This is a genomic window from Chitinolyticbacter albus, from assembly GCF_024437655.1.
In the GTDB taxonomy this organism is placed as follows: domain Bacteria; phylum Pseudomonadota; class Gammaproteobacteria; order Burkholderiales; family Chitinibacteraceae; genus Chitinolyticbacter; species Chitinolyticbacter albus.
This window is the reverse complement of record NZ_JANBVF010000032.1, coordinates 1-24,543: the sequence shown is the minus strand read 5'-3', so window position 1 is coordinate 24,543 and position 24,543 is coordinate 1. Positions and strand designations below refer to the sequence as shown.

At 65.6% G+C, this 24,543-nt stretch carries 19 protein-coding genes; 9 read left to right on the top strand and 10 right to left on the bottom strand.

The features are described from left to right. Positions 1-26: 26 nt before the first annotated feature. The 3 genes from NLI84_RS15435 to NLI84_RS15425 all read right to left on the bottom strand — a co-directional run bounded on the left by NLI84_RS15435 (position 27) and on the right by NLI84_RS15425 (position 3,487). Positions 27-149: a hypothetical protein gene (locus NLI84_RS15435; RefSeq protein ID WP_255991556.1), complete on the bottom strand. Its 123-nt coding sequence runs from the start codon at positions 147-149 to the stop codon at positions 27-29. Next, positions 146-1,747: a sensor domain-containing diguanylate cyclase gene (locus tag NLI84_RS15430; RefSeq protein WP_255991554.1), complete on the bottom strand. Its 1,602-nt coding sequence runs from the start codon at positions 1,745-1,747 to the stop codon at positions 146-148. The genes NLI84_RS15435 and NLI84_RS15430 overlap by 4 nt, the downstream gene beginning before the upstream one ends. Before the next feature lie 129 nt (positions 1,748-1,876). Beyond that, a complete protein-coding gene (locus NLI84_RS15425; protein WP_255991553.1) occupies positions 1,877-3,487 on the bottom strand; it encodes a methyl-accepting chemotaxis protein in 1,611 nt (536 codons plus the stop codon). A gap of 60 nt (positions 3,488-3,547) precedes the next feature. Here NLI84_RS15425 and NLI84_RS15420 point away from each other — a divergent pair, with 60 nt between their 5' ends. From NLI84_RS15420 to NLI84_RS15380, 9 genes are all read left to right on the top strand, one after another. After that, the gene (locus NLI84_RS15420) at positions 3,548-4,378 is read left to right on the top strand and encodes a hypothetical protein (RefSeq protein ID WP_255991552.1); all 831 of its coding nucleotides are present in this window, start codon (positions 3,548-3,550) and stop codon (positions 4,376-4,378) included. 129 nt (positions 4,379-4,507) lie between these two features. Further along, positions 4,508-5,236 carry a YebC/PmpR family DNA-binding transcriptional regulator gene (locus tag NLI84_RS15415; protein WP_255991551.1) on the top strand — a complete coding sequence of 243 codons (729 nt, stop codon included), beginning with the start codon at positions 4,508-4,510 and terminating at the stop codon, positions 5,234-5,236. Positions 5,237-5,369: 133 nt separating this feature from the next. After that, positions 5,370-6,383 (top strand): tetratricopeptide repeat protein, encoded by a 1,014-nt coding sequence (locus NLI84_RS15410; protein ID WP_255991550.1) that lies wholly within the window; start codon positions 5,370-5,372, stop codon positions 6,381-6,383. A gap of 143 nt (positions 6,384-6,526) precedes the next feature. Beyond that, positions 6,527-7,687, top strand: coding sequence for an iron-containing alcohol dehydrogenase (locus NLI84_RS15405; RefSeq protein ID WP_255991549.1), 1,161 nt, complete (start codon positions 6,527-6,529; stop codon positions 7,685-7,687). A gap of 61 nt (positions 7,688-7,748) precedes the next feature. Further along, the gene (locus tag NLI84_RS15400; protein WP_255991548.1) at positions 7,749-8,756 is read left to right on the top strand and encodes a tetratricopeptide repeat protein; all 1,008 of its coding nucleotides are present in this window, start codon (positions 7,749-7,751) and stop codon (positions 8,754-8,756) included. A gap of 72 nt (positions 8,757-8,828) precedes the next feature. Beyond that, complete coding sequence (locus NLI84_RS15395; protein WP_255991547.1) at positions 8,829-10,421, top strand: tetratricopeptide repeat-containing diguanylate cyclase; 1,593 nt, start codon at positions 8,829-8,831, stop codon at positions 10,419-10,421. A 109-nt stretch (positions 10,422-10,530) separates the two neighbouring features. Further along, positions 10,531-14,421: a DUF3683 domain-containing protein gene (locus NLI84_RS15390; protein WP_255991546.1), complete on the top strand. Its 3,891-nt coding sequence runs from the start codon at positions 10,531-10,533 to the stop codon at positions 14,419-14,421. Between the two features lie 136 nt (positions 14,422-14,557). Beyond that, positions 14,558-14,977, top strand: coding sequence for an HIT family protein (locus NLI84_RS15385; protein WP_255991545.1), 420 nt, complete (start codon positions 14,558-14,560; stop codon positions 14,975-14,977). Next, on the top strand, positions 14,977-16,593 hold the full coding sequence (locus NLI84_RS15380; RefSeq protein ID WP_255991544.1) for a cyclic-di-GMP receptor FimW-related protein: 1,617 nt from the start codon (positions 14,977-14,979) through the stop codon (positions 16,591-16,593). Before NLI84_RS15385 ends, NLI84_RS15380 begins: the two co-directional genes overlap by 1 nt. A gap of 50 nt (positions 16,594-16,643) precedes the next feature. Here NLI84_RS15380 and NLI84_RS15375 read toward each other — a convergent pair whose 3' ends face one another. The 7 genes from NLI84_RS15375 to NLI84_RS15345 form a co-directional block, all read right to left on the bottom strand. After that, complete coding sequence (locus NLI84_RS15375; protein ID WP_255991542.1) at positions 16,644-18,230, bottom strand: GAF and HD-GYP domain-containing protein; 1,587 nt, start codon at positions 18,228-18,230, stop codon at positions 16,644-16,646. A 194-nt stretch (positions 18,231-18,424) separates the two neighbouring features. Beyond that, positions 18,425-19,852 carry an efflux transporter outer membrane subunit gene (locus NLI84_RS15370; RefSeq protein WP_255991541.1) on the bottom strand — a complete coding sequence of 476 codons (1,428 nt, stop codon included), beginning with the start codon at positions 19,850-19,852 and terminating at the stop codon, positions 18,425-18,427. A gap of 10 nt (positions 19,853-19,862) precedes the next feature. Continuing rightward, positions 19,863-20,996 carry an ABC transporter permease gene (locus NLI84_RS15365; RefSeq protein WP_255991540.1) on the bottom strand — a complete coding sequence of 378 codons (1,134 nt, stop codon included), beginning with the start codon at positions 20,994-20,996 and terminating at the stop codon, positions 19,863-19,865. Further along, on the bottom strand, positions 20,993-21,931 hold the full coding sequence (locus tag NLI84_RS15360) for an ABC transporter ATP-binding protein (protein ID WP_255991539.1): 939 nt from the start codon (positions 21,929-21,931) through the stop codon (positions 20,993-20,995). Before NLI84_RS15360 ends, NLI84_RS15365 begins: the two co-directional genes overlap by 4 nt. Next, positions 21,928-22,878: an HlyD family secretion protein gene (locus tag NLI84_RS15355; RefSeq protein ID WP_255991538.1), complete on the bottom strand. Its 951-nt coding sequence runs from the start codon at positions 22,876-22,878 to the stop codon at positions 21,928-21,930. The genes NLI84_RS15360 and NLI84_RS15355 overlap by 4 nt, the downstream gene beginning before the upstream one ends. Next, positions 22,878-23,537, bottom strand: coding sequence for a TetR/AcrR family transcriptional regulator (locus NLI84_RS15350; protein WP_255991537.1), 660 nt, complete (start codon positions 23,535-23,537; stop codon positions 22,878-22,880). The genes NLI84_RS15355 and NLI84_RS15350 overlap by 1 nt, the downstream gene beginning before the upstream one ends. Positions 23,538-23,629: 92 nt before the next feature. Further along, the gene (locus NLI84_RS15345) at positions 23,630-24,259 is read right to left on the bottom strand and encodes a nucleoside/nucleotide kinase family protein (protein ID WP_255991536.1); all 630 of its coding nucleotides are present in this window, start codon (positions 24,257-24,259) and stop codon (positions 23,630-23,632) included. Positions 24,260-24,543 lie beyond the last annotated feature (284 nt).

The window sequence follows — 24,543 nt, the reverse complement described above, 5'->3', positions numbered from 1 at the left end:
CCCGCTTGGCCGCGTACTGCGCCGCATCAACGGCGGGGCGCACCGCCCTGGTTGGCTGCAGTCAGGCTCAGGCCGGAGATCCCGATATCGGCCATCTGCTCCAGGCGGCCAGGCAGCATCCACTTGCGGATCGCCCAGGCGCTCTTCACGCCGGACTCTTACCGGAAACCGGCGAGGGCTCGTTTTCGCCCGGTGCTTCGGCCATCACGATTTGGTTGCGCCCCCCCTGTTTGGCTACATACAGCGCCAGGTCTATGCGGGCGATCAGCGCTTCCATGCTCTCGGTCCTGTGCCAGTCACCCAGGCCGGCGCTGAAGGTCAGCCGCAGCTGCCTGCCGTTCCAGATCACCGGGCGCTGCGCGATCTCACTGCGTAGCCGCTCCAGCAAGGCCAGCGCCTGGTCGGGATCGGTTTCCGGCAGCAGCAAGGCAAACTCCTCGCCGCCGACCCGCCCCAGCAGATCACTGCCGCGCACCCGTGCCTGCAAGCCGAGCACGAACTGGCGCAGCACCTCATCGCCCGCCAGGTGCCCATGTTCATCATTGATGCGCTTGAAGTGATCGAGGTCGATCAGTGCCAGGCACAGCGTGCGCCGGTAGCGTCGATGCCGCAGCATTTCGGTCTGCAGCACCTGCTCGAACTTGCGACGCATTGCCGCGCCGGTGAGGAAGTCGGTTTCCGCCTGGCGCTGCAGCTCGGCATTGGCATCCATCAGCTGCAGTCGCAGCGAACTGGTGCGGCTGACAAACACCAGCAGTGCGGAAACGAAGGCGATCAGCAGGATGCCGGCGGTCTCGATCAGCGCAAACACCAGCCAACGCCGGCTTTCGAGGTGCACGTAGCTACGCAGCGGCGTCACCGCATGCACATGCATGCCCTTGATATTGGGGACGAGAGAGCTCAGCAAGATGACCGGCGCTGACTCACCCTCCAACGCGTATAAGCCATGGAAAAGCTCGGTATCGCGCCGCGTGATCGGCATCGGTATGAAGTTCTGCTGGCGGTAGCGCTGCACCCGCTCGTTCGCCGACAGCGCATAGACCGGTGCCTCGTCGCTCAGCGTACGTCCGCGCAGCAACGGCTGGTCCGACAGCACGATGACGCCATTGCGGTCGCTGACGAACAGCCCCGGCGTCATCATTTCAGTCGCCACTCGCTCCACGTTGACCTTGGCCACCACCACGCCGACCACCCGGCTACCGGCACGGATCGGGCCGGCGAAATAGAAGCCCGGCTCTCCGGTGCGCACGCCCCGCGCGTATTGCATGGCGTTGTGCCCCATCATGGCTTCGCGGAAGTAACTGCGAAAATCATAGCGATCGCCGATCAGGTTGAGTTCGCTGCGGTAATTGCTGCTGGCAAGCACACGGCCCGTGGCATCCATCACCCACACCAAATCCAGCGACAGCTTGCCCGGTAGCTCGGTCAGCCAGCGGTTGGCTTCGTCGACCCGCATCGCGTCATCCGGATCGGCCAACAGCTCGCGGAGCTGCCCCACCTTGCCAAGCCAGGCCGGCGCCTGCTGCATGGCATGCAACGACTGGCCCAGCGCCACGGCTGCGCGGTGCAGATCCTGGCTGCGCACTGTCTGCGCGGTTTTCACAACGCGTGCGAAATCGGCACGTACCAGCGTAGTGGCCGCGAACCAGGCCAGGACCGACCCGACGATAGCAAAACAAACGACCAGAAGCACCACCGTACGGACCGGATGGTTCAACGCTTGCTGCTGGAAACGACGATTTGGCATGAATAGCCCAAGAAGATCAGGGCCGGGGCTGTGCAGCTCCGGGTGTTTTGTCAGCTTAATTCTTACACACAATGAGCTGGTGTTCCATACTGGAAATCCGCAAGGCGCCGGCAGGCGCGGCTTCCTTGCTCATACGCGGAAACGGGTAATGTTGTCACGTAATGCGCGTGCCAGCGCATCCAGTTCGGAGCTGGCGTTGCGTATGGCGCCGACCTCGTCCTGGCTTTGCGCCACCAGCGCGGCAATATCGCGTATCCCATCTGCCGTGCCGACAATGACGGCCGCTTGCTTTCTGGAAACTGATGAAATGGCGTTGGCGGTATCAAGCATGGCATCAGTGCTGCCAACAATGCGTTGTTGCCCTGCGCCGGCTTCGTCCAGCCGGGCGGCGCTGCCGTGCACCTCCGCGCTGACGGTGCGCATCGCCGTCACCGTATGCTCCGTGCATTGCTGGATCTCGTCGGTGATGCTGGCAATCTCGGTGGTCGACCGGGCCGTGCGCTCGGCCAGCTTGCGTACCTCGTCGGCCACTACGGCGAAACCACGCCCTTGCTCACCGGCGCGAGCCGCCTCGATCGCCGCATTGAGTGCCAGCAAATTGGTCTGATCGGCGATCTCTCGGATCACCCGTGTCACTTCCTCGATCCGGTCGGCCGACGACGCCAACGCATCGATGCGGTCGGTCGACTGCAGCGTGGCCGCCTGCAATCGCTCGTTCCCTTCGACCACGCTGGAAACCGCCCGCGCCGAACTGTGCGCCAAGGCCGCCGCATCGGAGGCTGCACGCGCGGTCTCGGCGATGCGCTGCGCCACTTCCTCTGTGGTGTTGGCCAGATCGGCCGCATCGGCCGCCAGCGCGCCAGTCCGTCGTCCCACCTCGCTGATTCGCGCCTGCGTCGCCTCCGTTTGGCCCGCCAGCCGCTCCGCCGTGCCGGCCACCTGCTCAGCCGAGCTCTGCACCACACCGATGAGGCCGGCGAGGTCCGTCAGCAGCTGATTGACCGATTGCGCGATATCGCCAACCTCATCCGTTCCGACTTCGCAGCGGTTGCCCAGGTTGCCACCCAGCGTGAGCATGAAGTGCCGGATCCGCTGCAGCGGTCGCAGGATGCTGCGCGTCAGCGCCCACGCCATGGCAGCGATCAGCAGCGCGCCGCTGATCATTGTCACCCACGCCCAGCTCAGCGCGCGCCGGCTGGCCCCGTCCAGCGTCTCCCGCCCGCCCTGCGCCCGTTGCTCGATCAGTTCCGAGAACTTCCCCATGCTGTGTTCCAGCCGGGAGAAGCTGGCGGCGAACGCACCATACTCCTGCGCATCGTCCTGGCCGGCGCGATAGCGCTGCAGCAGCCCGCGTGCCTGGTTCACATAGCTTGCGAGATCAGGCTTGAGCGCCGCCAACGCTGCGCGCTCCGCCGTCGACAGTGGCAGCGCCTCATTGGCCGCCACCCGTTGCTGCAAGGTGGTGACGTGGTCGGTGAACTCCTTCTCCACCGCGTCGAATGCCTGGGCATCGGCGCCGGCGTGCATCTGGTGCGCCATCGCCAGTACGTCGGCACGGATCGCGTCATGCATCATGTCCGCCTCGCCCTGGTTGCGCACCGCACTCATGCTCACCCCGCCATCGGCGATGCCGACGGACAGGTGGCGAATGGCCAGCAGGCCAATCAGGCCCGCGGCGAACACCAGCACGGTGGCCAGCAGGCCGAAGGCGATCAGGCGACTACGTATGGACAACGTCATGGTGCTCCCCAGCCGATTTATCCGGTTATAGTCGAGCTCCCAGCCGCTCACCGCCGCGCCATGCCGTTTTGCCACCTCAGTCCTGACCAGATCACCGCGCTGCAGCGCCAGTTGTCCGACCTGGAAGCGGGCAGCGTGCGGCAATGGTTCTGGCTGGAGTTGGCGCATCAGCGGCCGGCCAGCAACACGCGCCGGGTGCGCGCGCTGGCATGGCTGCTGCAGCGCGGCGGGCCCGCGCTGGCGTGGCCATGGCTGCGTTGCTCCGGCACTCCCGGCACCACTCTGTATGCCGGCCAGGCAGTGCCGCTGTGGCGGGGGCTCGCACAATCACGCCAGGACGGCCTACTGCTGCTGCTGTGCCTGTCTGCGCTGCTGGCCGGGTTCGAGCGGCTTCCCGCGAGCCAGGCCTTCGCCGCCTGGTGCATCGCCGGGTTTGGCGCGCTCTGGCAGGCAAGCCGCGCGCGCACTCCGGTGCCGTCCGCAGACGACGACGCCGATGACGGCGAAGCGCTGCCCGGCCCCGAATCCAGTCTGGGTTTGGCCGGCATCCTGATCAGCAGGGGCGTGGCGCCGCGCGATGCCATGACGTTGGTCGCGCTGCTGCAGCAACAGGGCGATGCGGCCCTCACCGCCCTGCTACACGCCCTGCCCGAGCTCGCGCCACCGGCGCCACGGCCCGCGGCCATTCGCGTGCTGCGTGCCGGCAACTGGCTCGGCGCCACGTTGCCGCCGTCGTTGCTGATCGCGCAGCTGCCCGCCCCCTGGGGGCTGCTCGCCGCTGCGGCCTGTGGCATGGCATGCGCCGGCGTGCGTAGCCGCATGGCCGGCCTGCTGGTGGGCATGGCAACATTGATCGCCTATGCGCTCGGGCGCATCGGTCACGTTCTTTGATGAACGGCCGGATTGCGGGCACCTGATCGGACCTTGTTCTGCATCATCAAGTGGCCCTCTGGGCGGGTATTTCGTCTGTGCTAGAATCCTGCCCCTATCCATGTCAACGCATTCGAGCAGGAACTCATCATGGCCGGCCATAGCAAATGGGCGAACATCCAGCATCGTAAGGGCCGTCAGGACGCCAAGCGCGGCCAGATCTTCACGCGCCTGATCAAGGAAATTACCGTCGCGGCCAAGAACGGCGGTGGCGATCCTGGCATGAACCCGCGTCTGCGGCTGGCCATCGACCGCGCCAAGGCCGAATCGATGCCGAAGGACAATATCGAAAACGCCATCAAGCGCGGCACCGGCCAGCTCGAGGGCGTCGATTACGTCGAAACCCGCTACGAGGGCTACGGCATCGGCGGCGCCGCCGTGATGGTCGACTGCCTTACAGACAACAAAACGCGGACTGTCGCCGACGTGCGGCATGCATTCAGCAAATATGGTGGCAACATGGGCACCGACGGCTGCGTAAGCTTTCAGTTCAAGCACTGCGGCTACCTGGTATTCGCGCCTGGCACCGACGAGGACGCACTGATGGAAGCCGCGCTCGAAGCAGGCGCCGACGATGTGGTCAGCAACGATGATGGCTCGATCGAAGTGATCACCCCACCGTACGAATTCGTCGGCATCAAGGAAACGCTGGAAGCCGCGGGTTTCAAGGCCGAGATGGGTGAAGTGACGATGAAACCGCAGGGCGACACCGAGCTCGCGGGCGACGATGCGCAGAAGATGCAGAAGCTGCTCGATGCGCTCGAATCGCTCGACGATGTGCAAGAGGTGTACACCACGGCGCTGATGGACGAGGACTGATCGTCTCGTCAGGAACCGCGACGATAGTCCCTGAACGGAGCGCATGGCGCTCCGTTTGCCGTATTGGCCCCCCGGCTTGAAGCACCCAGCGATTCGGCGTAGCCTCGACAAGGCTCACCGACCACCCCGTGCCATGAAAACGGCAGACCTCACCAAGATCGCGCATCTCATCAGCGAAAGCGAACGCCTCACCTATCTGGACCCGGATGCTTCGCTCAAGCTGGCCGAACAGGCCAGCCAGCTTGCGGTGGACGGTAGTGACCCAACGCTGGCGTTGCTGGCCTGGAAACGCTATGGCTGCATGTTGTTCGCGTTCGGCGACATCCCGCAGGGGCAGATCTGTCACCTGAAGGCGCTGACGATCGCCGAAACCGAGGATCTGAAGCCCTTACGCGGCGAAATCCTGCAGGAACTTGCCAGCGCCTATTACACGCAGAGCTCGTTCGACGAGGCCATCGACTACTGGGGCGACTGCCTGGTCGACGAGGGCTCGGGCTTCAGCGCCGACACCCGCATCCATGCCCACATCGGCCTCGGCCAGGTCTACTTCGCGCACGAGCAATTTGCAATGGCGCTGCACCAGCACCTGCATGCCCAGTCGCTGACCGTCGACCAGACCAGCCTGGAAATGCGCGCTTGCATCCTGATCAATCTCGCCGCCGATCATCTGGAGCTGGAACAGTACGACGACGCCGAGCGCATGCTCGATCTGGCCTGGCCCCTGGCCTTGACGCAGGGGCACAAGGAATACCAGGGCGAAATCCTCATTTACCAAGCCAATGTGGCGCTCGGCCGCCGCAATACCCGCCTCGCCCGCGATTTTGTCGCCCAGGCCCAGACGCTGCGCCGCGTCTGGTACTGGGGAGAAACCTCGGAAATGATGCTGATGGGCCGCATCCTGATCACCGAGGGCCGGCTAGAGGAAGCACTCGAGCCCATCGCGCACGCGCTCAAGCGCGCGCTTGAGATCGGCTCCGGCCACACGGTGTTCAAGGCGCATCACCTGCTGGCCCAAGTCTATCGCGCGCTCGGCCAGCAGGCCGAATCCGAGCAGCATTACCGCCAGTACCAGGAAGCGTATAAGCGCATCGTCGGCACCAGCACCTACGCCAAACTCAAAGCGCTGGAACAGCAACTGGCGCGTTAAGCGCCTGTTCATGCGCTTTTCGCGACGTCGAGCCCTTAGGGAGCGGCGCCGCCAGGAAAAAACCGCGAACCGGCTCCAGGCTGCCCGTCGGCCAGATCACCGCAGCACCGCGCCGGCACCCTTACTCCCATTGGCTACGCATCATGGATAATTTCAGCTTCCACAATCCCACCCGCATTCATTTCGGTCGCGGCCAGTGCGCGCAGATCGCGCGCGAGATCCCGACCGGCGCGCGCGTCTTGCTCAGCTACGGTGGCGGCAGCATTCGCCATAACGGCGCCTACGATCAGGTCATGGCGGCACTGGCCGGCCGGCATGTAGTCGAATTCAGCGGGATCGAGCCCAACCCCGAATTCGAGACGCTGATGCGCGCGGTCGAACTGGGCCGGGCCGAGCGCATCGACTGGGTGCTCGCGATTGGCGGCGGCTCGGTCATCGACGGCAGCAAGTTCATCGCCGCCGCCATCGTGCTCGATCCGGCGATCGACCCATGGCTGATCGTCGGCAACCGCACGCCGCTTGCCACGGCCCTGCCGCTAGGGGGCGTGCTCACGCTGCCGGCAACCGGATCGGAAAGCAATTTCGCCGCGGTGGTGACCCGGCGCGCCACACAGGACAAGCTCTCGTTCAAGAACCCGCTGGTGTTTCCACGCTTCGCGGTGCTCGACCCCACGCTGACGATGACGCTGCCGCCGCGCCAGATCAGTAATGGCGTCATCGATGCCTTCGTCCACACCGTCGAGCAGTATCTCACCGTGCCGAACGAGGCGCGGGTGCAGGACCGGCTGGCCGAGGGCATCTTGCAGACCTTGCTGGAAATCGGCCCGCGCACACTGGCGCAGCCCGACGACTACGAGGCGCGCGCCAACATGATGTGGGCCGCCAACCAGGCGTTGTTCGGCCTCGTTGCGCTAGGCCAAGTACAGGACTGGGCCACACACGCCATCGGCCATGAGCTGACCGCGCTCTACGGCCTCGATCACGCGCAGACGCTGGCGGTCACGCTGCCGTGGCTGCTGGCGTACCGCAAAGCCGACAAAGAAGCCAAGCTCGCACAGTACGGGCGGCGGCTGTGGCAGTTGCCGGGCGCTGATGCTGCCGTGGCCGACGCCGCCATTGGCCGGACCGTGGCCTTCTTCGAGGCCATGGGCGTGCCGACGCGGCTCTCCAGCTACGGCATCGACGCCGGCGAGGCCGCCACGGCCGTTGCCGAGCAACTGCGCCGCCACGGTCGAACGCGCTTGGGCGAAGGTGGCTTGCTGACTCCCGAGGACTGCACCGCAATCGTGCACGCAGCTGCATAAGTCGTTCCGCAAGCGCTTGCACGCGTGCTACGCTGTCGGCCTGTTTTTCACCCCATCGATAATGACCGAGCTTCCTGAACTGCTGGCGCGTGCCGGCAAGATCGTTCATTCGCAAAGCGCCGAAGCCATGGCACTGGCCAGCCAGGCCCGTGAAATGGCGCGCGCTTGCAATGATGCCTACAGCGAATCGCTGGCGCTTACGCTCTATGCGCGCGGGCTCTTTATGTTCGGCCGCTCGCAAGACGCCAAGGACACGCTGTTGCAGGCGCTGGAGCTCGGGGAGCGCCGGGACATCGGCACCGCGCGCGGCGAGGCGCTACAGCTGATCGCCCGGGTGGCATACACGCTGGGCCAATACGAGCAATCGGCCGACTGCTGGTGCGCCTGCACCGAGCTCGGTGGCGAACACATCCGCCCCGAGGAACGCATCCAGGCGCACATCGGGCTGGGTCAGCTGTGCTACGCGCACGATCACTTCGAGCTGGCGCTGGCTCATCACAAACAGGCGGCCCGGCTGGCCGAGAACGACGACAACGCCTACCTCACCAGCACCAGCATGCTCAATATCGCCGCTGACCTGATCCGGCTGCAACGCTGTGTCGAGGCGACCGAGGTGCTCAAGGAGACGTTGCCTCTGGTGCGCGCCGACCAAAACTATCAGTTCGAGGCCGAGATATTCAGCATGTTCGGCCAGATCCGACTTATCGCAGGCGAGGTCGAGGCCGCGCGCATGAGCCTGATGGTCGCGCTCAAGATCAACCGGCTCCATATCAATACCTGGGGCGAGAGCTCGGTGCTGCTGCGACTGGGCGAGTGCAGCATCATGGCTCGGGAGCCGGAAATGGCGTCCGAACAGCTCGGTCGCGCCCAGGTGCTGGCCGAAGCAATGGGTACGATGCCGCTGCTGGCCGACATCCATTACCAGCTCTCGCGGCTCGCCGAACTGTGTGAGGACCGCGCGGCGGCGGCGGAACACCGCTCGCAAAGCGAAGCGCTGCGTCGTCAGCTACGCGCCGCGGCGGACTCACCGCGCTATGCCACGCTGGAACTCAGGCTGTCGCCAGACTAGGTGCTGGCACGGCGTTGCAACGCCATGGCTTTTTATCTAAGGTGGAAGATAGCCTTACGCCTGGACCTGCCAATGTCCGACCAAGTCATCACCCGCGAGTACATCGACGAGCTCAATCTCGAAGCGCGCCGACTTTACCAGTCCCGTAACCACGAGGCGCGCGCGGTTGCGGAGCAAGTGTGCAAATACGCGGCTGCCATCGATTACCCCAACGGCTATGTCCATGGTCTTCTGACCGTGGCCACCAGCATCTCGCTGCAAGGCAGTTACCACGAAGCCATCGCGATGATGCGCCACAGCCTGTTTCTCGGCGACATCTACGGACTCAAGCTGCACGTGGCCGAATGCCTGCAGGAAATCGCCCGCGCCTACTACACGCTGGGCGACTATGACCGGGCCCTGCACTATTGGGCGCAATGCCTCGATGTTTCGATCGCGAGCGAAGGTGCGGCACAGGAAAGCCATATCCGCGCGCTGATCGGCATCGGCCAGATCTACTTCGCGCACGAGGATTTCGACGCCGCACTACGCCACCACCAGAAAGCGCGCGAATATCTGACCGCTGACGTCGAGGACAATCTGCACGCCGCCGTGCCGATCAACATCGGCATCGATTTGTACCGGCTGGAGCGCTTCGATGAAGCATTGCATCAGCTGGAAATCGGTCTCGATCGCTCGGTGCACGCCAAGAACTGCGAATATGAGGCCGATGCCCACCACGCAATCGGACTGATCCGGCTGGCCGAGCAGCAGATGGACGTGGCCGAGCGCCACTTCTGCATCGCCATCGATGTCTGCCAGCGTTACGGCAAGCTCTGGGGCGAAGCCAACAGCCGCATCGCGCTTGCGAGCGTTGAGCTCGCCCGCCAGCATCCGGTCGGCGCCACCCACCATCTGCAAGGCGCGCAGGAAATCGCCGAACGCATGGGCGCGCAGCACCTGTTGATGCAGATCGAGCGCGGTCATGCCGAAGCCTACGAACAACTGGACGAACCCGCGCGTGCGCTACAGCATTTCAAGCGCTATCACGATCGCCTGCTCGAGGTGATGCGCCAGACCTCGCCGTTCAAGATGCAGGCGATGGAAATGCGGCTGGAGATCGAGAAGGCCAGGCTGGAAAACGACGGGCTCAAACGCCTGCACGCCAACCAGCGCCGCGAATTGCGTCGCGCCGAACGCCAGGCCAGCCAGGATGCGCTCACCGGCATCCTCAATCGCCGCGGCATCGAACAGATGGGCGTGGCGGCCTTCACCCGCGCCTGCGAGCACAGCCAACCGTTGTCGCTGCTGCTGCTCGACCTGGATCATTTCAAGCAGATCAACGATGAACACGGACATGCCATCGGCGACAAGGTGCTGCGCCAGGTTGCGGCGCTACTGAAATCGGGCTGCCGCCAGGATGACCTCGTCGCGCGCTACGGCGGCGAGGAATTCGTCGTGCTGCTGCCGGGGCGCGACTCCCCCGGCGCGGTCGATGTCGCCGAGCGCCTGCGCAAGCTTGTCGCCAGCTGGTCCTGGCAGCGCCTCGCCGAGGGCCTGACGGTGACCCTGTCGATCGGCGTATCGGGCCGGCAGTGCGAACTCACGCTCTCCGAGCTGATCGAAACCGCCGATCGTCAGCTCTATCAGGCCAAGAACGCCGGGCGCAATCGGGTTTCGGCCTGAACCCGGCCCCGTCAACGCAGCAAAACCCCAATAAAATTGCGCCTTTAGCCGCTGCGTTTTCCGATAAAATCGGGTTCTCTCCGCAATTCCCCATCGAGCCCGACCAAACATGGCCGATCTGACTGCCGCCCCCCTTGCGATCACGCAGGACCGCCTCCGTGAAATTCCGTACAACTACACCTCGTTCTCCGATCGCGAGATCGTGATCCGGTTGTTGGGCGATGACGGTTGGCGCGTGCTCGAGGAATTACGGCAGGAGCGTGTCACCGGCCGCTCGGCCCGCATGCTGTTCGAGGTGCTGGGCGACATCTGGGTAGTGAAGCGCAACCCCTATCTACAGGATGACCTGCTCGACAATCCCAAGCGGCTCAAGCTCTTGGTCGAGGCGATGAACCATCGCCTGTCCGAGATCGAGAAGCGTCGCGATGGCAACAACAAGGTCGGCGTCCTGGTTTCGCGCTCGCGCCAGGCGGTCGAAGCCTTCGCCCGCGAATTCCGCGAAACCATCGCGCTGCGCAAGAAGGTGCTGCGCCGCATGAGCGGCCACACCCGGCGCGATAACATCTGTTTCGATGGTCTGGCCCGCGTCAGCCACGTCACCGACGCCACCGACTGGCGCGTCGAATATCCCTTCGTGGTGCTGAACCCGGATAGCGAAGAGGAAATGGCGCCGCTGGTCACCGCCTGTATCGAGCTCGGCCTTACCGTGATTCCGCGCGGCGGCGGCACCGGCTACACCGGCGGCGCGGTGCCGCTCACGCCGATGAGCGCAGTGATCAACACCGAGAAGCTCGACCGCCACCAGGGCGTCGAGCGCATCCGCATTCCGGGAGTCGACCATGAGGTCGCCACCATCCAGTGCGGCGCGGGCGTCGTGACCCGCCGCGTGATGGAAGCGGCGGAAAGCGCCGGCCTCGTGTTCGCGGTCGATCCGACGTCGGCCGACGCGTCGTGCATAGGCGGCAACGTCGCCATGAACGCCGGCGGCAAGAAGGCCGTGCTGTGGGGCACCGCGCTCGATAATCTCGTGTCGTGGAAGATGGTCGACCCGGACGGCAACTGGAAATTCATCGAGCGGCTCGATCACAACCTCGGCAAGATCCACGATGCCGAAAACGCCACCTTCCGCGTCACCACCTACAAGCCCGACGGCAAGAGCAAGATCGGCGAGGACACGCTGGTCATTCCCGGCCAGCAGTTCCGCAAGGTGGGCCTGGGCAAAGACGTCACCGACAAGTTCCTCGCCGGCCTGCCCGGCGTGCAGAAGGAAGGCACCGACGGGCTGATCACCAGCGCCCGCTTCGTGCTGCACCGACTGCCAGCACACACCCGCACCGTCTGCCTGGAATTCTTCGGTGAAGTGAGCCGCGCGGTGCCGGCCATCGTCGAGATCACCGATCTCTTCAAGCCGGGCGGCGCCGGGCTAACGGCCGGCGTGCAACTGGCCGGGCTCGAGCACCTCGATTGGCGCTATGTGCGCGCCGTCGGCTACGCCACCAAGGCCAAGAGCCGCGGTCGGCCCAAGATGGTGCTGATCGCCGACTTGGTGTCGGACAACGAAACCGCCGTCGGCGAAATGGCGTCGCAAGTGGTGCGCCTGGCCAATGCGCGCTCCGGCGAAGGCTTCATTGCCGTCTCGGGCGAGCAGCGCAAGAAATTCTGGCTCGATCGCGCCCGTACCGCAGCGATCGCCAAGCACACCAACGCCTTCAAGATCAACGAAGACGTCGTCATCCCCTTGCCGCGCCTGGGCGAGTATTCGGACGAGATCGAGCGCATCAATATCGAGCTCTCGATCGCCAACAAGATCGAACTGCTCGACACGCTGGCCGATTTCTTCACCCATGGCCAACTGCCGGTCGATGTCGCCGATTCGCCGATCAGCCGCGAGGCCTTGATCGGCGAGCGCCGCGAAGCCGCCCTGGCGTTGATCTGGCGCGTGCGCGAACGCTGGCAGTGGCTGCAGGGCAATCTGGACGGCGCGTTCGAAAGCTATCTTGCCGCCTGGCCTGATGCGCCGCTGGAAGCCGAGATCGGCGCCGACAACGCGCCGCAGTCGGTCTATCACGCGCTGCGCGATTTCGTGCTACGCATCTCGTTCAAGCGCGAGGTGCTGGCACTCCTGGAAGCGCAGTTCGCCGATCGCGCCAGCAAGCCGGTGCTCGATGCCATCCATGCGCTGCACCAGAAGGTGCTCAAGGGCCGGACCTGGGTGGCGCTGCACATGCACGCCGGCGACGGCAATGTGCATACCAACATCCCCGTCAATTCGGACGACTACGAGATGCTGCAGCGCGCGCACCACGCGGTCGCGCGCATCATGGACGTGGCACGCCGACTGAACGGCGTGATCTCGGGCGAGCACGGCATCGGCATCACCAAGTACGAGTTCCTCACCGCCGAGGAGCTCGCGCCGTTCGAGGCCTACAAGCAGAAGATCGACCCCAACGGCCACTTCAACAAGGGCAAGCTGTTGCCGGGGGCCGATCTGGCTAACGCCTACACCCCATCGTTCTCGCTGCTCGGCGCCGAATCGCTGATCCTCGAACAATCGGACATCGGCGCGATCTCCGATTCGATCAAGGATTGCCTGCGCTGTGGCAAATGCAAACCGGTGTGCACCACACACGTGCCGCGCGCCAACCTGCTCTACAGCCCGCGCAACAAGATCCTGGCGACGGGCCTGCTGACCGAGGCCTTCCTCTACGAGGAGCAGACGCGGCGTGGGGTCTCGTTCCGCCACTTCGAGGAGCTGGCGGACGTGGCCGATCACTGCACGGTCTGCCACCGCTGCGTGAATCCCTGTCCGGTGAAGATCGATTTCGGCGACGTTTCGGTCGCGATGCGCAACTTCCTGCGCAAGGAAGGCAAGAAGCCGTTCAATCCGGGCACGGCACTCGGCATGGCTTTCCTGACGATGAAGGACCCGGCGACGATCAAGCTTTTGCGCGCCGGCATGATCCAGCTCGGCTACAAGGCGCAGCGCCTGGGCCACACCCTGGCCAAGCGTTTCGGCCTGATCCGCGGCATCACCAAGCAGCCGCCGGCCACTTTGGGCCGCGCACCGATCAAGGCCCAGGTGATCCATTTCATCAACAAGCCGCTACCGCCCAAAGTGCCGCTGCGCACCGCGCGCGGCATGCTCGATGTCGAGGATAGCGACATCGTGCCGGTGATCCGCAATCCCGCGATTCCGCAGGACGAATCGGAGGCGGTGTTCTACTTCCCCGGCTGCGGCTCGGAGCGGCTGTTCTCGCAGGTCGGTCTCGCCACACAGGCGATGCTGTGGCACGTGGGTGCCACCACGGTGCTGCCGCCAGGCTATCTGTGCTGCGGCTATCCGCAGACCTCGAGCGGCTTTGCCGACAAGGGCGAGAAGATCACCACCGAGAACCGCGTGCTGTTCCACCGGCTCGCCACCACGCTCAATTATCTCGATATCAAGACTGTGATCGTGTCGTGCGGCACTTGCATGGATCAGCTGCAGAAGTACCAGTTCGAGCAGATCTTCCCCGGCTGCCGCCTCCTGGACATCCATGAATACCTGATGGAAAAGGGCGTGAGGCTCGAAGGCGTGAGTGGTACGCAATACATGTACCACGAGCCCTGCCACACGCCGATGAAGCAATACAAGGGCATCGATGTCGCCAACGAGCTGATGGGCACACGCGTCGACCTGAACGATCGCTGCTGCGGCGAATCGGGCACCTTCGCCGTGGCCCGGCCAGACATCGCCACCCAGGTGCGCTTCCGCAAGCAGGAGGAAATGCAACAAGGGGCCGACAAGCTGCGCAGCGACGCCGGCAATCCGGCCGCGCCGGTGAAGATCCTCACTTCGTGCCCCTCGTGCCTGCAGGGCCTGTCGCGCTACAACGACGATTCGGGTACCGAAGCCGATTACATCGTGATCGAGATCGCCAAGCACGTGCTGGGCGGCGATTGGCAAAGCAGTTATGTTGAACGTGCGCGCAACGGCGGCATCGAACGGGTCCTGCTCTAAGGCGCGATCCAGCCAAATCCAGCTGAGTCAATGCCTAAACAGGACGTTAGTCGTAGACGATCGGGGCAGGTCTAATGGCCCACCCCGATTGTTTATGTGGCTTGCTTGTTTATAATCCCTGAAAAATTGGGAAAGGATGATGCAAATCGTCTGCGAGTTATGTACCTCAATGGGCGGGGAACTGGTGTGGCAGGATGAAATCTGTCGCGTGGTACTCATAGACGATCCTTCCTATCCTGGTTTTTGTCGCGTGATCCTGAAGCGCCATGTCGCGGAAATGAGTGACCTGGAGCTCGAAACGCGTCAGCATCTGATGAATGTGGTCCATGCCGTGGAGTGCGCTGTGCGTTCAGCCTTGCAACCGGACAAGATCAATCTCGCCAGCCTGGGCAATGTCGTGCCACATCTGCATTGGCACGTGATCCCGCGTTGGCGTGAGGACCCACATTTTCCCAGCCCGATCTGGGCCGAACCCCGCCGCCCGCATGCAGTCCCCGCCATCCCAGCGGATGCGCTGAACCTGCTGCGCCAACGGCTTAGCCAGCTCGAGCCATAATGGATCTGGAACACCTGCCCTCCTATCGCGGTAACGCCGCCCCACCCTTCACAGATGCGCGATCCGCCAAAAGCTGGCTGCAGCTGCTGCCGCTGATCAATGCGCCAGTTGCCCATAGCGAACTCGTCGAGGCACTCAGGCTGCTCAACGCCAGCGCCGTTTCTCCGTATGAATCACTGAAAATCCTCGAACTGTTTCGCGAGCCGGTGCACATGGTGCAAACCGCGCTGACCGAGCGTTTCCTTGGCCGCGCGCTGCCCTTTGGCGCCGATGAGCAGACCGCCTGGCAACAGGTGATCGATCTGTGGCGCATCGTGTGCAACGCCTACGCGCGCATCTGGCGCGCCGCGCAGGAAGGACAGGCCGAAGTAGCCGATCACCATGCGCTCGCCGCCGAGCGCACCTTGCGTTACCAGTGCCTGCTACTACGCGATCACCTGCTCGCCTATCGCCCCGTCCCCACGGAGGTCTGGCAGGAGCTGTACGGTTACTACACGCTGGCCGAACGCGGCGGCGTTGCCGAGAAGCCGGCCAAGGACAGCCTGCTCAAGGTCGCCGGCGTCGCCTCGCCGGAAAACATCTTCGTGCACACGCTGCTGCTCGCCGGTGCCAGCCCCTATCACTTCACCGCGCGCCAGATCCTGTGGCTGGATGAGCGCCTGCCCGCGTTCGCGCAGCGCGCACCGATCGGCCGCGAGGCACGCGCCCTGCCCGGGCGCGGCAGCCTGCAAGTCGATTTCGCCTATCCAACCGCGCCGCGCCGCACCGAGCCGCGACTGGCAGGCGATACCGTGCGCGAGATCGATACCTACCAGCTGGCGCAGGCACTATCGCGTCGTATCAAGCTGCTGCGCAATGGCGAGGCCCCGGAAAAGCTCGGCCTGGGCGAGCAGTTCCCGGCGAGCGCGATCGAATCGCTGCTCACCGAGCTCTATCGCACCTGGTGCGAGCAGCCGACTGAACGTATCCACAGCCGCGCCGACGGCAATCGCACGATCGATGTCATATTCGGCCTGCAAAAGCAGCACGTCGCGATCAGCGCCGGCCGCTTCGCGCTGCCGAGCGACGGCCCGTCGGAACTCGCCGGCGACGATCTGGTGCGCATGCAGCTCTTTGGTCGCACCCAGACGCTGCAGGCCGTGTCCGCCACCGAACTCGCACCATCGGAAACCTGGTGGCTGCGCAACGAAAGCCCGCAAGGCATGCAGTTGTCGCGCCCCGCCGAAAGCGGCCATCGCGTCGCGCTGCAGCAACTCTTGTCGGTGCAGATCGGCGGCCGCTATTACAGCGGTTCGGTACGCTGGTTGCAGCAGGATGGCGACCAGGTGGTGATCGGCGTACGGCTGTTGCCGGGCCAGCCGTTCTCCGCCGCAGTGCGGCCGGTCGATCTGGTCCACGCCGGTCGGCGCGGCTGGACCGAGGGCCTGGCGCTGCCCGCCACGCCCACGCTGCGCGCACCCGCCTCGCTGATCCTGCCAGTAGGCTGGTTCCGCCCGGGACGGCTCGTCGAATGGTGGGATGGCGAGAACACGCGCAAGCTGCGGCTGGAATCCGCGCTGGAACGCGGTGTCGACTACGAGCGCGTGCATTACGTGCTCGCGGGCCAGGCCCGCTAAGCGCATCAATCGCAAAGGCCGGCATTGCCGGCCTTTGTTTCGTGCACCGATCACATCGGCGTGCGCGCCAATGCCACCAGCGCGTCCACGTCCACCTCGTCGATCTGTTCGCTGGGCAGATAGTGCTGCGCGTATTCCAGCCAGACCCGTTCGCGTACAAACACCTCGAAGAGATCGAGATCGACGTGCTGCTCGCGCGCCATGCGCGCGAGTATGAGGAGCGACTGCGACAGCTTCATCCCCGGCTTGTACGGTCTATCGCGCGCGGTCAGCGCCTCGAATACGTCGGCAATGCCCATGATCCGCGCCTGTACGCTCATCTGCTCGCGCGTCAGTCCACGCGGATAACCACGGCCATCCATGCGCTCGTGGTGCCCGCCGGCATACTCGGGCACGTTCTTCAGGTGCTTGGGCCAGGGCAGCGCCTCCAGCATCTGGATCGTCACCTCGATATGATGATTGATGATCTGGCGCTCGGCTGCCGTCAGCGTACCGCGGCGCACCGAGAGGTTTTCCAGCTCGTTCTCGCTCAATAGTGGCGATACCCCGTTGGGGCCGAGCCAGATTCGGGTAGCAATAGCCGCCAGCCGCGCCAGATCAGCCTCGCTCATCGCCTCGCCGCCCACGTTGATGCCGCGCAGGAAGTCGAGCTCGTCGGCCAGCTGCAGCAGTTGCGCCCGTGCCTCCACCTCGCCGAGCTCGCCCTTGAGTCGGGCAATCTCGACATCGCGCCGGATCACCTCGTAGCGCGTTTCGATCAGCGCGATGCGATCGAACAGGGTCTGCAGCTTGGTCGCCTTGTCGACCACGTGCACGGGGGTGGTCACCTTGCCGCAATCGTGCAGCAGGCCGGCGATCTTGAGCTCGTATCTATCCTTATCGCTCATGCCAAATTCAGCAAGCGGCCCGGAGCGGGTGCGGCTCGCCGCTTCGGCCAGCATCATCGTCAGCTCGGGAACGCGCTGGCAGTGGCCGCTGGTATAGGGCGATTTGTCGTCGATGGCGAGGTTGATCAGGCCGATGAACGATTCGAACAGTTCTTCCAGCGACGCGATCAATTGCCGATTGGTCAATGCAATCGCCGCCTGCGAAGCCAGCGACTCGGCCAGCTGGCGATCATCATCGTCGAAGGCGCGCACCACGCCCGCGTCATCGAGCGCATTGATCAGCTGCAGCGCGCCGATCAGCTCGCCTTCGTGGTTACGCATCGGCACGCACAGAAACGACTTCGAACGGTAATGATTGGCCGCGTCGAAATGCCGGGTACCGGAGAAGTCGTAGCCCTGCGCGGTATAGGCATCGTCGATGACGATGGTGCCGCCCTGGTTGACTGTACAGGCCACCACATTGTGCAGATTGGGCGCACCATCCGGGTCTCGCAATGGTACCGGCGGCAGCGAGACGGCGCGGCCGCTGCTGCCCCCGATCGCCAGCCCCAGGCTATCGGTAATGACGATCTCGAAATGCAGCGCGCCATCGCGCACCCGGTACAGCGTGCCGGCATCGGCGCGCACCAGATGCTTGGCGGCGAGCAGGATGCTTTCGGTCAGCCGCACCGTATCGGTTTCGCCAGACAGCGCGATGCCGATCGCATTCAGTTTCTCCAGTCGTTCGCGCAGCGCCAGCTGGCTGAGCATGCCCCTCTCTCCTTGCCCGGCTTTCGGCCCCGCCGCACCGTCAGACGACGCGGGCTTGGGGATGGACGCGCCGTCTTGCCAGATAGTCGGCGCGCTTACGCCATGATGCCATCATTACAGAGCGTAGGCTGCATCGCGCCCCGGCATCGCTGCCGCATCGCGCGGCGATCGGCCCAGGCCCGCCGCAGCCGCGCCTAATCGAGGGGCGCGTCGGCCAGCGCCTGCAGCAGCGCGGCGGTATCGGCGAGCCGCTCGCCGCGTGCCACCACCAGCGCCTGGCGGGCAGCACGGTCACTGCGGTCGGCATCGAGCAGCGCCAGTTCGCTGACACCGCCGATCACGTAGCGCGCGGCGGTGATCTCACGCCGTGCAGCGCTGTCGGTGGCGACACCGGAGTGCGCATCGACCGCGGCCGCATCATGCTCGAGGGCGCGCAGCGCATCGGCCACCTGGCGGATCGCTTCCAGCACCGTCTGCCGATACGCCGCCTCGGCCGCGCGCCAGGCCGCCTCGGCCCCACGTCGCTGTGCCCGCAGCGCGCCGCCATGGAACAGTGGCTGGACCACGCCCGCGCCCAGCTGCCAGACGTTGAAGGTTTCCAGCAGCCGGCTGCCGGCGAGCTGGTCCGAGCCGATGGAGCCCGTCAGCGTCAGCCGGGGATAGAGCGCCGCCGTGGCGACACCGACGTCGGCACTGGCCGCTGCCAGCGTCGCCTCCGCCATGCGCACGTCCGGCCGCACCCGCACCAGCTCGGCGGGTGGCCGCAGCGGTAACTCGGCCGGCAACGTCATCGCGGATAGCGACGGCAGCGCCAGGTCGGCGTCAAACGGCGTGGTGCCAAGATAGACGGCGAGCTGGTGTAGCAGCGCATCGCGCTGCTTCACCAGTGGCGGCAGCTGCGCCGCCGTTTCACCGACCAGCGAGCGCTGGGCCAGCACGTCCGTCTTGGCGATGCCGCCGGCCGCTAGTCGCTGTTCGGCGATGGCGAGCTGGCGTTGTTGCGCCGCTAGCAGCTGCTGCAACTCATCACGCTGCGCATGCAGGGCCGCGGCGCGGATCGTGGTGGTGACCACGTTGCCCGCCAGCATCGCGCGCGCCGCCGCCAGGCTGTGACCGTGCGCATCCGCCCGTGCCACCAGCGCCTGAAGCGCGCGAGTATCACCGCCGAACAGGTCGACGCTGTAACTGATGTCGATGCCGACGTGATACAGCGTGAACGGGCCGATATCCTGTAGCGGCGGCTCACCCGGCGATGGCGTGGCGATCTTCGCGCGACGCGCCGACGCATCCGCGTCGACCTGGGGCCAGCGGGTCTTTCCCGCCCGCGCGGCATAGGCCTCGCGAGCCTGGTCGAGCCGGGCGGCGGCTTCATCGAGCGTCGGCGACGACGCCAGTGCGCGCGTCACCAGTGCATCGAGCTCGGCCGAGCCGAAGCGCCGCCACCAGTCGGGCTCGATCGCACCCTCGACGCGGCGCTGTGTCACGCCGTCGGCGAGCAGCTCGGCCGGCGGATCGATCACGTAGCCGGTCGCCGTCGGCGGCGCGGGGCGCTGGAAATCGGGGCCGACTGCGCAACCGGCCATCGCCAGCGCGCTTGATACGAGGAAGATCCGTATACGCATACCAGCCTCCTCAATCCAGCGTGCGGCGATAGAACTTCACCGCGATCGCCATCACCACCGCGGTGAACAGCAGCAGCGGCCAGATGCTGGGCCACAGATCCCACCAGCCGTTACCCTTGAGCAGGATGCCGCGGATCAGCCGGTTGAAATGGGTCAGCGGCAGCACGTTGCCGATGTATTGCGCCCACTGCGGCATGCCGCGGAACGGAAACATGAAGCCCGACAGCAGGATGTTGGGCAGGAAATAGAACATGGTCAGCTGCATCGCCTGCAGCTGGTTCTGCGCCAGCGACGACAGCGTGATGCCGACGGTAAGCGTGGCGGCGATAAACAGCAGCGCGGCGCAGTAGATAGAAACGAGGCTGCCGGTGAAGGGCACGTGGAACACCCAGCGCGCGGCCAAGAGAATGATGGTCGCCTGGATCAGGCCGATGGCGATGTAGGGAATGATCTTGCCGGTCATTACCTCGATCGGCCGCACGGGCGTAGCCAGCAGGTTTTCCATGGTGCCGCGCTCGCGCTCGCGCGTCATCGCCAGGCCCGTCATCATCACCATGGTCATCGTCAGAATCACGCCCATCAGGCCGGGCACGGTGTTGTACTGCGAATTGCCCTCGGGGTTGTAGAGCCGGTGCACCCGCACCTCGAACGGCGCAGGCTGGCCAGCAAGCCGGGAGTCGGGGCCACGCAGGTCATGCCGCAGCACGCTCTGGGCGATCTCGCCCGCCGCAGCCAGCGCCATGCCGGTGGCGGCGGGATCGGTCGCGTCGGCCTCAATCAACAACGCCGGGCGCTCACCGCGTAGCAGCTCGCGGGTGAAGCCCGGCGGCACCATCAGCACGAACTGCACCCGGCCCTGCGCCAGCGCGGCGCGGGCGGCCTCCTCGCTATCCAGCGAGCCGGCGATATCGAAATAGGTCGACTGACGCATCGCAGTGACGAAGCTGCGGGTGTATTCGCTGTGATCGTGCAGCACCACCGCGGTCGGCATATGGCGCGGGTCGGCATTGATGGCAAAGCCGAACAGCGCCAACTGCACGATGGGCAGGCCGATGATCATGCCAAAGGTGATGCGATCGCGCCGCAGCTGCAGGAATTCCTTGAGCACGATGCCCCACCAGCGCGCCAGCGAGAACAGCGTCATGGCCGCGCTCCCGAGCCGAAATTGTCGGCCGAGCGCTTCATCATGTAGATGAACACGTCCTCCAGCGTGGTCTGCGCCGGTTCCAGCCGGCGTTGCTGTTGCTGCGCCAGTTCGCGCAGTGTGATTTCGAGCGTGGCGGCGTCGCGCCCGCTCACGTGCAGCGCGTTGCCGAAGGCCACCGTCTGCTCCACGCCCGGCGCATCGCGCAGCGTTTGCGCGAGCTCGACCAGCCCGTCGCCGTAGAGCGTCCAGGTCGCAAGCTGCTGAGCGGCGATGATCTCGTCGGCCGTGCCCTGCGCCAGCAGCCGGCCGTAGGCGATATAGGCAAGCTTGTGGCAGCGCTCGGCCTCGTCCATGTAGTGGGTGGACACCAGCACCGAGATGCCGCGCGCCGCCAGCCGGTGCAGCTCTTCCCAGAAATCGCGCCGCGCCGTGGGGTCGACCCCGGCGGTGGGCTCGTCGAGCAGCAAGAGCTGCGGCTCGTGCAGCAAACAGGCCGCCAGCGCCAGCCGCTGCTTCCAGCCGCCCGACAGCGAGCCTGTCAGCTGCCTGGCTCGGCCGGCGAGGCCCAATTCCTCCAGCGTGCGCTCGACGCGTTCGCGCCTATCCGGCATCTGGTAGACACGCGCGACGAAATCCAGGTTCTCGCGCAGCGTCAGGTCATCCCAGTAGGAGAACTTCTGCGTCATGTAGCCGACGCGCCGCTTGATCTCGTCGGCCTGGCTGCGAATGTCGTAGCCCAGGCACTGGCCGCTGCCAGCATCCGGCGTCAACAGCCCGCACATCATGCGGATCGACGTGGTCTTGCCGCTGCCATTGGGGCCGAGGAAGCCGAAGATCTCGCCACGCCTCACCTGCAGCGACACGCCGTCGACCACGCGCTTGTCGCCGAACTGCTTGGTCAGGCCCTGCACGTCGATCGCGTAGTCGCTCATCGCGCGCTCACCGTCACCGGCAGCCCCGGCTGCAACTTCGCCGCAGCGCCCGGCTCCGGTCGCGCCTCGACCATGAACACCAGCTTGTCGCGGGTATCGTTGCTGTAGATCACCGGCGGCGTGAATTCCGCCTGCGGCGATACGTAGTCGACCCGGGCGGCGAGCCCGTTGCCGCAGGCGGCGCAGGCCAGCGTGACGCTGCTGCCCGGCTGCAGCCGGCCCAACGCCGCCTGCGGCACGAAGAAGCGCACCTTCACATTGCCCGGCGGCAACAACCGCAGCACAGGGCTGCCCGCCGGCACCCATTCGCCGACGCGGTACAGCGTATCGGCAACCAGCGCCGCCGCCGGTGCGCGTTGCGCCTTCTGCCCCAGCGCCCAGTCGGCCTGCGCCAGCGCGCCGCGCGCGGCGTCGATCTGCGCCTTGAGCGCCGCCGATTGCGCTTCGCGCCCCGGCAGCTGCGCCACGGTCAGTTCCTCACGCAGCCGCTGCAGCTCGGCCGCGGCGGCCAGCGCGCCGGTTCGGCTCTGTTCCAGCTGCGCTTCGGCAATGCCGCCGGCGCGCAGTTGCGCTTCGTCGCGCACGCGTTGCTGCTCGGCGCGACGTGCCTCGGCCTCGGCGGCCGCAAGCTGCGCCCGGAGCACCGCGAGCTCCTGCGGGCGCTTGCCGCTTTGCAGATCACGCCACTGCGCCTCACTCGTCGCCAGTTGTGCCGCACGTTGCGCACGCAGCGCCGTCTCGTAGTCGGCCTCCAGCGCGAACAGCGGCGCACCCTGCGCCACCCGCTGGCCGCGCGCGGCATTCAGCGTACTGAGGCGCCCGGCCTCGCCTGCCGCGACCGCGACATATTCGCCCTCGACATAGCCCTGGTGGCCGGACGGCGCCTCGCCAGAGCAGGCCGCGAGCAAGGTCACGGCGATTAGCGATGGAAGTATCGGGATGCGCATCAGGAATCCTCCCTGGGCGTGGAGAGGCCATGCAGCAGCAGCGCGGTGGCATGGCGGGCAATGAGATCGGGATCGGGCGCGGGAAAGCCGGGCACGGCAGCGAGCAGCCGCAGCACGACGAAGGGCAGCATGACGAGGCCCAGCACCGACACCGGCATCAGCCGCGGGGCGATATCCGGATGCAGATCGCCACACGCCTGCGCCGCGGTAAGCGCGGCAGCGAGCTTCTGCAGCTGAGAGAGCGGCAGCCGCGCCAGCATGCGCTCGCGCAAGAGGCCGCTGTCGTTGAGCACCTCGCCGATCCACAGCGTAGGCAGCCAGGGCAGCTCGGCCACGCGGGCGGTGAGGCGGGCGATCACTTCGCGCAGCTGCGCGCGCGCGTCGTCTGGTGCATCGTCGATAGCCGCCCATACCTGCGCGATATTGGGCGCCAGGCGCTCGTCGACCAGCGCATCGAGCAGCCGGTCGCGATTGCTGAAGTAGTAGTGGACCATGGCCGGGGTGACGCCCGCCGCCTTGGCCACCTGCGCCATGCTGGTGGCAGCGATGCCCTGGCGGGCGTAGAGGGCGATGGCAGCATCGAGCAGGCGGGAGCGCACGTCCTGCTCGGCGTTGGCGACGGGGCGGCCGCGACTGCGGCTGGGCGGTGGGCTGGCCATGCAGCCACCATAATTAAATGCGTATTTAATTTCAAATCGCGATACTGGCCAGCCGACAGCCGGTCCGCACTGGCATCAAGTCACCCGGCGATTCAGTCCGACCAGCGCACGATCAGGTCGGCGCCATCCCGGCCCTGGGCGATCAAGCGGGCATTGGGCTCGTCGGTCTGCTCGACCCAGGCCCGCGCAGCCGCTTCGTCGCGACCGAAGCGCATATGGCGTTCAACGAGACGCTGCCGGCGCAGCTCGGCGTCAACCTCGACATACCAGATCGCATCCAGCAAGGGCCGCACGCCAGCCCAGTGCCCCGACTCAAGCAACAGGTAGTTGCCCTCGGTGATCACCAACGGTACCTGCGGCGACACGGCGATCGCGCCAGCGATCGGCTCTTCAATCTCGCGGCGGAATGCCGGTGCGTAGACGATCTCGTCACCCCGTTGCGAGCGCAGCCGGGCCAGCAAGGCCACATACCCAGCTGCGTCGAAGGTGTCGGGCGCCCCCTTGCGCGCGCTGCGCTGCAAGCGCGCGAGCTCTACATTGGCCAGGTGAAAGCCGTCCATGGGAACGACCACCGCGCGCTCGCCCAGATGAGCCAGCAGCGCCTCGGCCAACGTCGACTTGCCCGCACCGGGTTCGCCTACCAGGCCGAGTATCTTGCGGCGGCCATCGGCCAGAAGCAGGTTCAGGACATCGAGGACGAATTGCGGCAAGGCGGGCGACATGGCGACTCCGGGCGGGGCAAGGTTCCGATTGCACCATAGTTGCGCCGAACCCGCATCCGGCGAGCGTCGCCCAGCCGCAGATCGGCCACTACGGGATAGTGCCAATGGCATGGTTGAACTTTTCCTCGTCGTCCCCATCTTTTTGCCCACCGACTTTGTGTTAGTTAATTGCGCGGTCTCCTTCGTACCGCGCCCCTTTGAAGCCAGAGAGGACATCATGAGCCGCATCGCCGCCATCAAACCCCTGGGCCAACGCATTTGGCTCGACAACCTGTCCCGTGGCC